Below are 12,121 nucleotides of genomic sequence, written 5' to 3' on the forward strand. Positions count from 1 at the left end.
AGCTGCTATTTACAACTGGGGTGTAGGTGGAAGAAACCTGTGATTGGCTGCTTCATTAAAGATACACTGAATTTTACGGCTATTCGGGACAGACGACAAAGTTCGACATGGTTTTTCATTTTCTTGCAGAAGCTTGCGTGAGTAAAATATTTGTCGTCAAAATGGAGAGTTTCATCAAAAAGGGGCTTTTGCGTCAGCCCCTTTTCCCTTGCGTTGATGTTAGTTCCCCCACTCCTCCGGATTCTCCCGCCATTTTCGCAATGTCGCCAAGTCGTGCTCGCTGACGGCGCCAAGGCGGACGGCCGTTTCGATGAGGGTGTTGTAGTCGGTGAGCGTGTAGGCAGGCAAATTCTCTTTGGCAAACGCCTGTTTCGCTTTGTCGAGCCCGTACGTGAAAATGGCGGCGACGCCCAGCACGTCGCAGCCCGCCTCTTTCAAGGCGCGGACGGCCGCAAGCGAGCTGCCGCCCGTCGAGATTAAGTCTTCGATGACGACGACGCGCTGGCCCGGTTCGGCTTTGCCTTCGATTTGTTTTCCTTTGCCGTGCGCTTTCGCCTGGCTGCGGACGTAGCACATCGGCAGCCCGAGCCGTTCGCTCACCCAGGCGGCGTGCGGGATGCCGGCGGTTGCGGTGCCGGCGATGAGATCCGCTTCGGGAAACTGGGTGCGGATGAGCTCGGCGAGGCCGTCGGCGATCGTGCGGCGCACGTCGGGGTAAGCGAGCGTCAGGCGGTTGTCGCAGTAAATCGGCGATTTCAAGCCCGAGGACCAGGTAAACGGTTCGTTCGGCTGCAGGGCGACAGCCCCGATTTCAAGCAATTTGGCGGCGATGTCGTGTTTCATTCTTTCTCTCCTCCGTTCCATTCGTGCTGCAGGCGTTCGTAGGCTTTCAGCGGATCGGCGGCGCGGGTGAGGCTGCGGCCGACGACAATGTAGTCGGCGCCGAGCTCGCGGGCGCGCTTTGGCGTGACGACGCGCACTTGGTCGTGCGCTGCCTCATCGGCAAAGCGGATGCCCGGGGTGACGGCGAGAAACGAGGCGCCGCACCGTTCTTTGATGAGCGGCGCTTCGTTCGCCGAGCAGACGACGCCGTCAAGGCCGCTTTCGTTCGCCAAGGCGGCGTAATGGCCGACTGTTTCCACAAGCGGGCGGTCAATCCACAGCTCCTCATGAAGCATCCGCTCGTCCGTGCTCGTCAGCTGGGTGACGGCGATGCAGCGCGGCCGCATTGTTCCGCTTGGCGTGCCGGCGTCAAGCCCTTCGATGGCTGCTTCCATCATGCGCCGGCCGCCGGCGGCGTGGACGTTCACCAAATCGGCGCCGACACGGGCGAGCCCTTTCATCGCTTGTTTCACCGTATTCGGGATGTCGTGCAGTTTTAAGTCTAAAAAGACGGCATGCCCTTGTTCTTTGAGAAACGCGACGATGGCGGGACCTTCCTGATAGTACAGCTCCATGCCGACTTTCACAAACAGCGGCGTTCCGGCAAACGGGCGCAAAAACCGCTCCACTTCTTGTTTTGATGGAAAATCAAGCGCGACAATGAACGGCGTGTGCACCGGTCTTCCAGCTCCTTCCTATGCATTCGGAAATGTGGCCGATCCCGAGTTCATCGAGCAGCGCCGGCAGGTCGGCGATGATCGTCGGGCAGACGAACGGGTCGACGAAGTTGGCCGTGCCGATGGCAACCGCGCTCGCGCCGGCATAGAAAAACTCAAGCACGTCTTCCGCTGTTTGAATGCCGCCCATGCCGATGATCGGAATCGACACCGCCTGGCTCACGTCGTAAATCATGCGGATGGCGATCGGTTTGACCGCCGGGCCGGATAAGCCGCCGGTGCCGTTGGCCAAAACGGGGCGGCCTGTTTTCACGTCGATGCGCATGCCAACGAGCGTATTGATCATCGTCAAGCCATCGGCGCCCGCTTGTTCAATCGCTTTTGCCATCGCCACGATGTCGCTGACGTTCGGCGACAGCTTCACGTACACCGGCACGGCGGACACTTCTTTGACAAGCCTCGTCAGTTCCGCGGCCACGTCCGGCACGGTGCCGAACGCAATGCCGCCTTTTTTCACGTTTGGGCAGGAAATGTTGAGCTCCAGTGCATGGACATTGGGCGCTTTGGAAATCGCTTCGGCCACTTCGACGTATTCTTCCACCGTCGATCCGGCGATGTTGGCGATGATCGGGACGTCAAACTGTTCAAGCCACGGCAGCTCTTCTGCGAGCACTTTGTCAAGGCCGGGGTTTTGCAGGCCGATGGCATTTAACATCCCCGCCGGCGTTTCTGCCACCCTTGGCGTCGGGTTGCCAAAGCGCGGCTCTTTTGTCGTCGCCTTGATCATAATGGCGCCTAACACGCTTAAATCGTAAAATTGGGCGTACTCGCGGCCAAACCCGAAGCAGCCGGACGCCGGCATGATCGGGTTTTTGAGCGAAAGACCCGGCAGTTCAACGGCAAGCCGGTTCATAGCACCACCTCCCCGGCCCGAAACACCGGACCGTCGCTGCATACTTTTTTATACGCCGTCTCGCTTCCCGGCACATGGCAGACGCAGGCAAAACACGCCCCGACGCCGCAACCCATCCGCTCCTCGAGCGACACGTACACGGGCCGGTTCGGAAACCGTTCCGCCAGCGCCCGAAGCATCGGTTTCGGACCGCAGGCGTATAAGACGTCAAACTCAAGCGAGCGCGCTTCGATCACATCGGTGACGCGCCCCGGCGTTCCGTGCGAGCCGTCATCGGTTGCGACATACGTCGCCCCAAACGCGGCGAATTCCTCTTCATAAAAGACCGCCGCTTTCGTTTGGAACCCAAGCACACTCACCACTTTGACGCCGCGCTTTGTGAGCTGTTTCGCCAGTTCATAGAGCGGCGGGACGCCGATGCCGCCGCCGACCAGCAGCGCGCGGCCGCCCGCCGGCGCGGCCTCGAGCGGAAAGCCGTTGCCGAGCGGGCCGAGCACATCGACCGCATCGCCCGGCTGTTTTTGCGACAACAGCGCGGTGCCTTTTCCTTCCTGGCGGTAGATGATCGTGCACTGTCCGCGCTCCCGGTCGATATGGCAAAGGCTGAGCGGGCGGCGCAAAAGCGGATCGGCCATTGCCGTTGCCTTCACATGGACAAACTGGCCCGGCTGTTTCATCTGTTGCACGAGGCGGCCAGCAAGCGTCAATTCATACGTCCGCTCGGCGATCCGCCGCTGGCTTGCGACCGTCATTCGTTCGCGGCCGATCATGACCGCACCAGCCCTTCCGTCATCGCCGTTGTCGAGAACGTCATCGATTCGAGCACTTGCAGCATCGCCCTTGCCGTATCGAGCGACGTCAAGCATGGAATGCCGTTTTCGACCGCTTCGCGGCGGATGCGGAAGCCGTCGCTTTCCGGCTGCTTCCCTTTCGTCAGCGTGTTGATGACGACTTGCGCCTTCCCTTGGCGGATGACATCCAAAATGTTCGGCGACGCCGAGTGGATTTTATTGACGACCGTCACCGGAATGCCAGCCGCTTTCAACGTTTCCGCCGTGCCGTTTGTCGCCAGCAGCTGATAGCCGATGTCGGCAAAGCGGCGCGCCAGCTCGACCGCTTCTTCCTTGTCTTTGTCGGCCACCGTCAACAGCACCGCTCCGTGCGGCTGGATGTGGATGCCCGAAGCGACGAGCCCCTTATAGAGCGCTTTTTCAAACGTCACGTCTTTGCCGATCACTTCGCCGGTCGATTTCATTTCTGGGCCGAGCGAAATGTCGACGTTGCGCAGTTTGGCAAACGAGAACACCGGCACTTTCACGTACACGCCGGGACGCACCGGGCAGACGCCCGTCTCATAGCCCATCTCGGCAAGCTTCGCCCCTAAAATGGCTTTCGTGGCGAGATTCGCCATCGGCACGCCGGTGATTTTGCTTAAAAACGGCACCGTGCGGCTTGAGCGCGGGTTCACTTCCAAGACGTAGACGTTGCTTCCTGCGACGACGAACTGGATGTTCAACAGCCCGACAATATGCAGCCCGCGCGCCAGTTTCACCGTATAGTCCGTAATTTTTGCGATGACGTCATCGCATAACGTTTGCGGCGGATAGACGGCGATCGAGTCGCCGGAATGGACGCCGGCCCGTTCGATATGTTCCATGATCCCCGGAATGACGACCGTCTCGCCGTCGGCGATGGCATCGACTTCGACTTCCTTGCCGGTGATGTAGCGGTCAACAAGCACTGGGTGCTGCGGATTGACGCGCACGGCGTGTTCCATGTAATGAAGCAGCTCCTCGCGGTTGTAGACAATTTCCATCGCCCGGCCGCCGAGCACGTACGATGGGCGGACAAGCACCGGATAGCCGATTTCTTCGGCGATGGCAACCGCTTCTTCGACCGAAACAGCCGTTTTGCCGGCCGGTTTCGGAATGCCAAGCTCTGAGAGCGCCTGTTCAAATTTGTCGCGGTCTTCGGCGCGGTCCAAATCTTCAAGCGTCGTCCCGAGCAAGCGGACGCCGCGCGCTTCGAGTTCCGCCGCCAAGTTGATGGCCGTCTGACCGCCGAACTGGACGATGACGCCGACCGGCTTCTCAAGGTCGATGACATGCATCACATCTTCAGCCGTCAACGGTTCGAAATACAGTTTGTCCGACGTGCTGAAGTCAGTCGACACCGTTTCCGGGTTGTTGTTGATGATGATCGCCTCGTAGCCGGCTTGTTTGATCGCAAAGACGCAATGGACGGTCGCGTAGTCAAACTCGATCCCTTGGCCGATGCGGATCGGGCCGGAGCCAAGCACGATGACGCTCGGTTTTTCCGTCACGATCGATTCGTTTTCGTCCTCATACGTGCTGTAGTAGTACGGCGTTTCCGACGTGAATTCGGCCGCGCACGTATCGACCATTTTGTACACCGGCACGATGCCTTCCTGGCGGCGCAGCGCGTAAACGTCGCGCTCCGTTTTGTTCCATAATGCCGCCACCGCCGCATCGGAAAACCCGAGCGCTTTCGCCTTCTTTAGCACGTCAAGGTCGCCCGGATGGTTTTTCAAGACCGTTTCCATCTCAATAATGTTTTGAATCTTATGCAGGAAAAAGCGGTCAATTTGGCTCCATTCATGCAAGGTGTCAACCGCCACCCCGCGGCGGAGCGCCTCGGCGATGTAAAAAAGCCGCTCATCGCCCGCCTTGCGGATCCGTTTTTCGATCACGTCATCGGTCGCGTGTTTCGCTTCCTTCAATTCGAGATGGTGCACGCCGATCTCGAGCGAACGAACCGCTTTTAACAGCGATTCTTCAAACGTCCGGCCGATCGCCATCACTTCGCCGGTCGCTTTCATTTGCGTGCCAAGGCGGCGGTTCGCCGATTCGAATTTGTCAAACGGAAAGCGCGGAATTTTCGTGACGACATAATCGAGCGCCGGCTCGAAGCAGGCGTACGTTTTCCCAGTGACCGGGTTGATCATTTCATCAAGCGTCAACCCGACAGCGATTTTCGCCGCCAGTTTCGCGATCGGATACCCCGTCGCTTTGGACGCCAGCGCCGACGAGCGGCTGACGCGCGGGTTCACTTCGATGACGTAATAGCGGAAGCTGTCCGGGTCGAGCGCGAGCTGGACGTTGCAGCCGCCTTCGATGCCAAGGGCGCGGATGATCTTGAGCGACGCGTTGCGGAGCAGCTGGTACTCGCGGTCGCTTAACGTCTGGCTCGGGGCGACGACGATCGAGTCGCCCGTATGAATGCCGACCGGATCGATGTTTTCCATGTTGCAGACGACAATCGCGTTGTCGTTGGCGTCGCGCATCACTTCGTATTCGATTTCCTTGTAGCCGGCGATGCTCCGTTCAAGCAAGCATTGGTGCACAGGACTCAGCTTCAGGCCGGTTGACACAATCTCGACAAGCTCTTCTTCGTTCGTGCAAATGCCCCCGCCCGTGCCGCCGAGCGTGAACGCCGGACGGACGATGACCGGATAGCCGATTTGTTCGACAAAGGCGTACGCTTCTTCCAAGCTGTGAATAATCGCGCTTTCCGGCACCGGCTCGCCAAGCTCGTTCATGAGGGCGCGAAACTGTTCGCGGTCTTCCGCCTTTTCGATCGCCTCGAGCTTCGTGCCGAGAATTTCCACGCCGCACTCCGCGAGCACGCCGGTTTTGGCGAGCTCGACCGCCAAGTTAAGGCCCGTCTGGCCGCCGAGCGTCGGCAAAATCGCGTCCGGCCGCTCCTTGCGGATGATGCGGGCGACAAACTCAAGCGTCAGCGGCTCCATGTACACTTTATCGGCGATTTCCGTATCGGTCATGATCGTCGCCGGGTTTGAGTTCACCAGAATGACTTTGTATCCTTCTTCTTTTAGGGCTAAGCACGCTTGCGTTCCCGCATAGTCGAACTCGGCGGCCTGGCCGATGACGATCGGCCCCGAGCCGATGACTAAAATCGTTTCAATGTCGCGGCGTTTAGGCATGGATGACTTCCCCTTTCTTGTTGAACTCGCGGATGAGCGCCAAAAACTCGTCAAACAACGAATTCGCATCTTCCGGGCCCGGCGACGCTTCCGGATGGTATTGCACCGTAAACGCCGGGAAATCGAGATGGCGGAGCCCTTCAACCGTGCCGTCATTTAAGGCGATATGCGTCACCTCAAGGCGCGTGCCGGCAAGCGATTCATGCGTGACCGTATAGCCATGGTTTTGCGCCGTGATGGCGACTTTGCCGATGCGCAAGTCTTTGACCGGATGGTTCGAGCCGCGATGGCCGAATTTCATCTTCTCCGTATTCGCGCCGCACGCCAAGGCGAACAGCTGATGGCCGAGGCAGATGCCAAAGAGCGGCGCTTTGCCCAAGATCCCGCGGATCATCTCGATCGCTTCCGGCACGTCTTTCGGGTCGCCCGGGCCGTTCGAGAGCATGACCCCATCCGGATGCCAGCTCAGTACTTCTTCAGCAGTCGCATTGTACGGCAACACGATGACATCGCAGTTTCGCTTGTTCAATTCGCGCAAAATGCCGTGCTTCATCCCAAAGTCGATCAAGACGACGCGCTCGCCGCGCCCCGGGCTTGGATAGGCGCTTTTCGTTGAGACGCGCTGCACTTGGTCGCGCGGCCACTCCATCGCCCGCAGCTTGGCCGCCGCTTCCGCCGGATGGACGTCCAGCCCGCAAATCATTCCTTTCAGCGTTCCGTGCTGGCGGATGATCCGCGTCAGTTTGCGCGTGTCAATGCCCGCAAGTCCCGGAATGTCTTTTTCTTTTAAATACTCATCCAGCGTCAGTTCGCCGCGCCAGTTCGACGGCGTTACGCACGCTTCTTTGACGATGAACCCGTGCACGTACGGGCGGATCGCTTCAAAGTCGTCGCGGTTGATGCCGTAGTTGCCGATCAATGGATACGTCATCGTCACGATTTGCCCGCAATACGACGGGTCGGTCAAAATTTCTTGATACCCGGTCATGCCGGTGTTAAAGACGACTTCGCCGGTCGTCTCTTTCATGCTGCCAAACGCTTCGCCGACAAAAAACGAACCGTCTTCCAAAATCAGCTGCCGTTTCATGTCATTCTCTTCCTTTCTTCCATACGAGTGTTCCGCCGACAAACGTCATCACCGGCCAGCCTTGGCATTTCCAGCCGGCAAACGGCGTATTTTTTCCTTTTGAGGCAAACGTCTCGGGATCAATCGCTTCTTCCGTTTCCAAATCGATGACCGCAATGTCCGCCGGCGCCCCGACGGCAAGCTGGCCCGCGTTTAGGCCGAAGCATTGCGCCGGCTTCACCGTCAGCCAGTCGACAAGCTGCTTTAGCGTAAACACGTTCTTTTTGACAAAATGCGTATATAGGAGCGGAAACGCCGTTTCGAGCCCAACGATGCCAAACGGCGCCGCCTCGATGCCTTTCGCTTTTTCCTCTGCTGTATGCGGTGCATGATCCGTGGCGATAAAATCGATCGTGCCGTCGAGCAGCCCTTCGATGAGCGCCTCGCAGTCCGCGCGGCTGCGCAACGGCGGGTTCATTTTGTAGTTCGCATCCAACCCCGGAATGTCTTCGTCGCACAAGAGCAAATGGTGCGGCGTCACTTCAGCGGTGACGCGGATGCCGGCCCGCTTCGCGTCGCGGACGGCGCGCACCGACTCTTTCGTGCTGATGTGGCAGACGTGATAATGGCATCCCGCCGCTTCCGCGAGCAGGACGTCGCGGGCGATGTGCACCGCCTCGCAGACGGATGGAATGCCGGCGAGCCCATGCCGGCGGGCGAACTCGCCGTCATGCACCGCGCCGCCGTTTTTTAATGTATCGTCCTCGCAATGGGCGACGATCGCCATATCGAGCGCCGCCGCCCGCTTCATCGCCTCATACATCATCCCGGCCGACTGGACGCCGACGCCGTCATCGGTGAACGCGAACGCTCCGGCTTCTTTGAGCGCCGCAAAGTCGGTCAGCTCTTCCCCTTTTTGCCCGATCGTGATCGCCGCATACGGAAGCACGTTGACGCGCGCCGTTTCGCGGATGCGGCGCGTGAGCCATTCCATCTGTTCTTTCCGGTCCGGCATCGGATTTGTGTTCGGCATGGCGGCAACCGTCGTAAAGCCGCCCTTCGCCGCGGCGAGCGTGCCCGTTTCAATCGTTTCCTTCGCCTCGCCGCCCGGTTCGCGCAAATGAACGTGCAAGTCGACCAAGCCGGGAACGATGAGACGGCCGCCGACGTCGATCACGTCCTCCCCATCCGCTTCGAGCGGCTGTTCATACAGGATCGCCGCAATGGTTCCGTGTTCCATTTTGAGATGTGTCCGCACCAATTTCCCATCTTCATTGAACGACATGCCATTTTTCAGCCATACGCCCATGCTCCATTCTCCCTTCCATTGCCCGTTTTAAGACCGCCATCCGCACGTAGACGCCGTTTTCCATTTGTTTAAAAATGCGCGATGCTTTCGCTTCGACGAGTTCGCTGGCGATTTCGACCCCGCGGTTGACCGGCGCCGGGTGCAAGATGACAGCCCCTGGTTTCATCCGCCGCGCCCGCTCAAGCGTCAGCCCGTACCGCGCATGGTACTCCTCTTTCGTCAGCCCCATCGTTTCCGCATGGCGTTCATGTTGGATGCGCAACAGCATCACGACATCGGCGCAGGCGATGGCCTCATCGAGTTCGACGTACGTCCCGTGCGGATTCGTTTCGTCTTTCCACTCTTCCGGTCCGGAAAACAGGACGTTCGCGCCCAATCTTGTCAACGCTTCCGCATTGGAGCGAGCGACGCGGCTGTGGCGGATGTCGCCGATGATCGCCACCGTCAAACCAGTGAAAGCGCCAAACTCCTGACGGATCGTCAATAAGTCCAAGAGCGACTGGGTCGGATGATGCCCGCAGCCGTCGCCGGCGTTGATGACCGGGATGCCGACCGCATGACGGAGCGCTTCGAAATACGCATCTTCGTGGTGGCGGATGACAACCGCGTCGACGCCGATCGCTTCAAGCGTCTTGACCGTATCGTACAGCGTCTCCCCTTTTTGCACGCTCGAGTGCTCCGGGTCAAATGGAATGACATGAAGCCCAAGCTTCCGTTCCGCCATCTCGAAGCTGCATTTCGTGCGCGTGCTCGGTTCGAAAAACAAATTGGCGACATACATCGGCGCGGCCGGGCGCCAAGCGCGGCCGCGGCGGAACGCTTCCGCTTCATCAAGCAGCCGGGTGATGTCGGAAAGCGGCAGTTCGCTCAATGTAAAAAGATGGGTCATTGGCCTCTCTCCCTTTCTTTTTTTGCAAAAAAACACCTTGCCGGCTGGGCAAGGTGTGACGATCAGCGCATGGCAGAACCGAAGAAGGTGCACTCCGGCCCTGGATGCGCCTGTTTTCACACCTTTTTAAGCCTCACGGGAACTTAATTAAAAGGTGTTTTGTATTCGATTTAGGCAACATGGCCGCTGTCGTTTTCAGCTTCAAATAAGTTTTCCGCTTCTTGCGGACGCCCCGGCAGCACTAAGTTGAGCAGGACGCCGACAATCGCCGAAAGCGCCATGCCGGTGATTTGGAAGCTGTCGCTGATTTTGAGCACCGCACCGCCGATGCCGATCACCAAGATAACCGAGGCGATGACCAAGTTGCGCGTCGCGCCAAAGTCGATGCGGCTGTCAACGAGCATCCGCAATCCGGACGAGGCGATGATGCCAAACAGCAAGATCGACACGCCACCCATGACCGGCGTCGGAATCGAGCTGATCAGCGCCGTGATTTTGCCGACGAAGCCAAAGGCGATCGCGATGACTGCCGCGCCGGCGAGCACATAGACGCTGTAAACCCGGGTGATCGCGAGCACGCCGATGTTTTCCCCGTACGTCGTTTTCGGCGGGCCGCCGAGCAAGGCGGAAATCATCGTCGCCGTTCCGTCCCCTAAAATCGAGCGGTGCAGCCCCGGTTTTTGAATAAGGTCGCGGCCGACAACTTTGCTTAAGACGAGCTGGTGGCCGATATGTTCGGACAAGGTGACGATCGCCACCGGCACCATGAGCATGACGATCTCGGCAGTGATGCGCACCGGATAATCGGCAAACGGAATCAAGAAATCCGGCCACTCGAACCATTTCGCCGCCGCCACTTTCGACAAGTCAACCAGTCCGACAGCGAGGGCGTAAACGTAGCCGACAACGATGCCGACAAGCACCGGAATCAAGCTCAACATGCCGCGCGCGAGCACGGAGCAGATGATCGTCGCCGCGAGCGTCACAAGCGCCACCGAGAAATGAAGCAGACTGTATTTGCCGTCCGGGCCGTTCATCGCCATCCCGACCGCCGTGCCGGCTAAGCCGAGACCGATGACGATGATGACCGGGCCGACGACAACCGGCGGCAGCAGTTTCATCACCCAGCGGTAGCCGGCTTTTTTAATGATGAGGGCGACAACCCCGTACACCAATCCAGCGAGGAAGCTGCCAATCATCGCCGCTCCCGGGCCGCCAGCCGTTTTCGCCGCGATGATCGGCGCGATGTAGGCAAACGAGGAGCCAAGATACGCCGGCACCTGCCATTTCGTAATGAGCAAAAACGCCAATGTCCCGAGCCCGCTTGTGAGCAAGGCGATTGACGGATCCAACCCGACTAAGTACGGCACTAAAATCGTCGCCCCGAACATGGCGAATAAATGCTGCAAGCTTAACGTCACCCATTGCCCCACAGTCGGGCGGTCTTGAATGTCCAACACCGGTTTGTTCATCTTTCGCCTCTCCTTTCGCCAAATGAGCGAATTTCGTTTTTCGTGTGCACAAAAACACCCTCTTTGCCCATGAAGGCGCAAAGAGGGTGCAGAAACGCCCGAAACGATTCCGCCCCTTTTGCAGCCTCACGGGACTGCGCTTAAAAGGGAGCTGCTTTATTTCTCATGAATCGACACTTGGTCAACGCCGTCCACTTCGGAAAGCTCGACGACAATCAGCTCCGAACGGGAGGTCGGCACGTTTTTGCCGACGAAATCGGCGCGGATCGGAAGCTCCCGATGCCCGCGGTCGACAAGCACCGCCAGCTGGATGCGCGACGGGCGGCCCAAATCCATGACCGCATCCATCGCCGCCCGCACCGTCCGGCCAGTAAACAGCACATCGTCGACTAAAATGACATTTCGCTCGCTCACCGGAAACGGCACGTTCGTTCCTTTCACAAGCGGTTCATGGTCGTCCGTCTTCACCGTCAAATCGTCGCGGTACAACGTAATGTCCAGTTCGCCGACGGGAACGGACGCCCCTTCGATGTGCTCGATCCGCTCCGCCAATCGGCGCGCCAAGTAAATGCCGCGCGTTTTAATGCCGACCAATACGCAATTCTCAATGCCTTTGTTCCGTTCGATGATTTCGTGGGCGATGCGCGTCAGCGCGCGGCGAATCGCCTGTTCGTCCATCACGACCGCCTTTTGCATTCCGTCCACCTCCTAAAAAGCGCATGCACACCGCGGCCAGCGCGTTTCCGCAGGCCGTCCGCCAACAGAGGCCGTTCCCGCCTGTTTTCATAAAAAATCCCCCGCCTGTGAAGCGGGGGATGGCGCGCTTATGGCCAAACAAGATGGGCATACGCCGCCCTTCTTTGTCATTCCGACCCCTTTTCAGCCTCACAGGACTGAACTTAAAGGTTCCTGTTCACCTGTTTTCATTGTAAAGGGGGCGTGTTCGTTT

10 protein-coding genes are annotated in these 12,121 nt (G+C 58.9%); all 10 read right to left on the reverse strand.

What is annotated here, in order from left to right; translation table 11 throughout:
- Positions 1 to 219: 219 nt before the first annotated feature.
- The 10 genes from pyrE to pyrR all read right to left on the reverse strand — a co-directional run bounded on the left by pyrE (position 220) and on the right by pyrR (position 11,868).
- Positions 220 to 843: an orotate phosphoribosyltransferase gene (gene pyrE / locus B9L19_RS12670; protein ID WP_089113953.1), complete on the reverse strand. Its 624-nt coding sequence runs from the start codon at positions 841 to 843 to the stop codon at positions 220 to 222.
- Entirely contained in the window at positions 840 to 1,559 is a 720-nt protein-coding gene (gene pyrF / locus B9L19_RS12675; RefSeq protein ID WP_025951030.1) for an orotidine-5'-phosphate decarboxylase, read from the reverse strand. The genes pyrE and pyrF overlap by 4 nt, the downstream gene beginning before the upstream one ends.
- The gene (locus B9L19_RS12680) at positions 1,531 to 2,472 is read right to left on the reverse strand and encodes a dihydroorotate dehydrogenase (protein WP_025951029.1); all 942 of its coding nucleotides are present in this window, start codon (positions 2,470 to 2,472) and stop codon (positions 1,531 to 1,533) included. Before B9L19_RS12680 ends, pyrF begins: the two co-directional genes overlap by 29 nt.
- The gene (locus tag B9L19_RS12685) at positions 2,469 to 3,242 is read right to left on the reverse strand and encodes a dihydroorotate dehydrogenase electron transfer subunit (protein ID WP_025951028.1); all 774 of its coding nucleotides are present in this window, start codon (positions 3,240 to 3,242) and stop codon (positions 2,469 to 2,471) included. Before B9L19_RS12685 ends, B9L19_RS12680 begins: the two co-directional genes overlap by 4 nt.
- Entirely contained in the window at positions 3,239 to 6,436 is a 3,198-nt protein-coding gene (carB, locus tag B9L19_RS12690; protein WP_047753374.1) for a carbamoyl-phosphate synthase large subunit, read from the reverse strand. Before carB ends, B9L19_RS12685 begins: the two co-directional genes overlap by 4 nt.
- Positions 6,429 to 7,523 (reverse strand): carbamoyl phosphate synthase small subunit, encoded by a 1,095-nt coding sequence (locus tag B9L19_RS12695; protein WP_025951026.1) that lies wholly within the window; start codon positions 7,521 to 7,523, stop codon positions 6,429 to 6,431. Before B9L19_RS12695 ends, carB begins: the two co-directional genes overlap by 8 nt.
- A gap of 1 nt (position 7,524) precedes the next feature.
- Complete coding sequence (locus tag B9L19_RS12700) at positions 7,525 to 8,811, reverse strand: dihydroorotase (protein ID WP_047753375.1); 1,287 nt, start codon at positions 8,809 to 8,811, stop codon at positions 7,525 to 7,527.
- Positions 8,774 to 9,700: an aspartate carbamoyltransferase catalytic subunit gene (locus B9L19_RS12705; protein ID WP_025951024.1), complete on the reverse strand. Its 927-nt coding sequence runs from the start codon at positions 9,698 to 9,700 to the stop codon at positions 8,774 to 8,776. Before B9L19_RS12705 ends, B9L19_RS12700 begins: the two co-directional genes overlap by 38 nt.
- A 170-nt stretch (positions 9,701 to 9,870) precedes the next feature.
- The gene (locus B9L19_RS12710; RefSeq protein WP_025951023.1) at positions 9,871 to 11,172 is read right to left on the reverse strand and encodes a solute carrier family 23 protein; all 1,302 of its coding nucleotides are present in this window, start codon (positions 11,170 to 11,172) and stop codon (positions 9,871 to 9,873) included.
- A 156-nt stretch (positions 11,173 to 11,328) separates the two neighbouring features.
- A complete protein-coding gene (gene pyrR / locus B9L19_RS12715; protein ID WP_025951022.1) occupies positions 11,329 to 11,868 on the reverse strand; it encodes a bifunctional pyr operon transcriptional regulator/uracil phosphoribosyltransferase PyrR in 540 nt (179 codons plus the stop codon).
- Between the last annotated feature and the right edge of the window lie 253 nt (positions 11,869 to 12,121).

This window comes from Geobacillus thermocatenulatus, from assembly GCF_002217655.1.
GTDB classification, from domain to species: Bacteria; Bacillota; Bacilli; order Bacillales; family Anoxybacillaceae; genus Geobacillus; species Geobacillus thermocatenulatus.

Coding starts and splice junctions, on each gene's coding strand:
- pyrR (WP_025951022.1), bottom strand. CDS start 11,868: ATGCAAAAGGCGGTCGTGATGGACGAACAGGCGATTCGCCGCGCGCTG.
- B9L19_RS12685 (WP_025951028.1), bottom strand. CDS start 3,242: ATGATCGGCCGCGAACGAATGACGGTCGCAAGCCAGCGGCGGATCGCC.
- B9L19_RS12705 (WP_025951024.1), bottom strand. CDS start 9,700: ATGACCCATCTTTTTACATTGAGCGAACTGCCGCTTTCCGACATCACC.
- B9L19_RS12700 (WP_047753375.1), bottom strand. CDS start 8,811: ATGGGCGTATGGCTGAAAAATGGCATGTCGTTCAATGAAGATGGGAAA.
- pyrE (WP_089113953.1), bottom strand. CDS start 843: ATGAAACACGACATCGCCGCCAAATTGCTTGAAATCGGGGCTGTCGCC.
- B9L19_RS12680 (WP_025951029.1), bottom strand. CDS start 2,472: ATGAACCGGCTTGCCGTTGAACTGCCGGGTCTTTCGCTCAAAAACCCG.
- carB (WP_047753374.1), bottom strand. CDS start 6,436: ATGCCTAAACGCCGCGACATTGAAACGATTTTAGTCATCGGCTCGGGG.
- B9L19_RS12695 (WP_025951026.1), bottom strand. CDS start 7,523: ATGAAACGGCAGCTGATTTTGGAAGACGGTTCGTTTTTTGTCGGCGAA.
- B9L19_RS12710 (WP_025951023.1), bottom strand. CDS start 11,172: ATGAACAAACCGGTGTTGGACATTCAAGACCGCCCGACTGTGGGGCAA.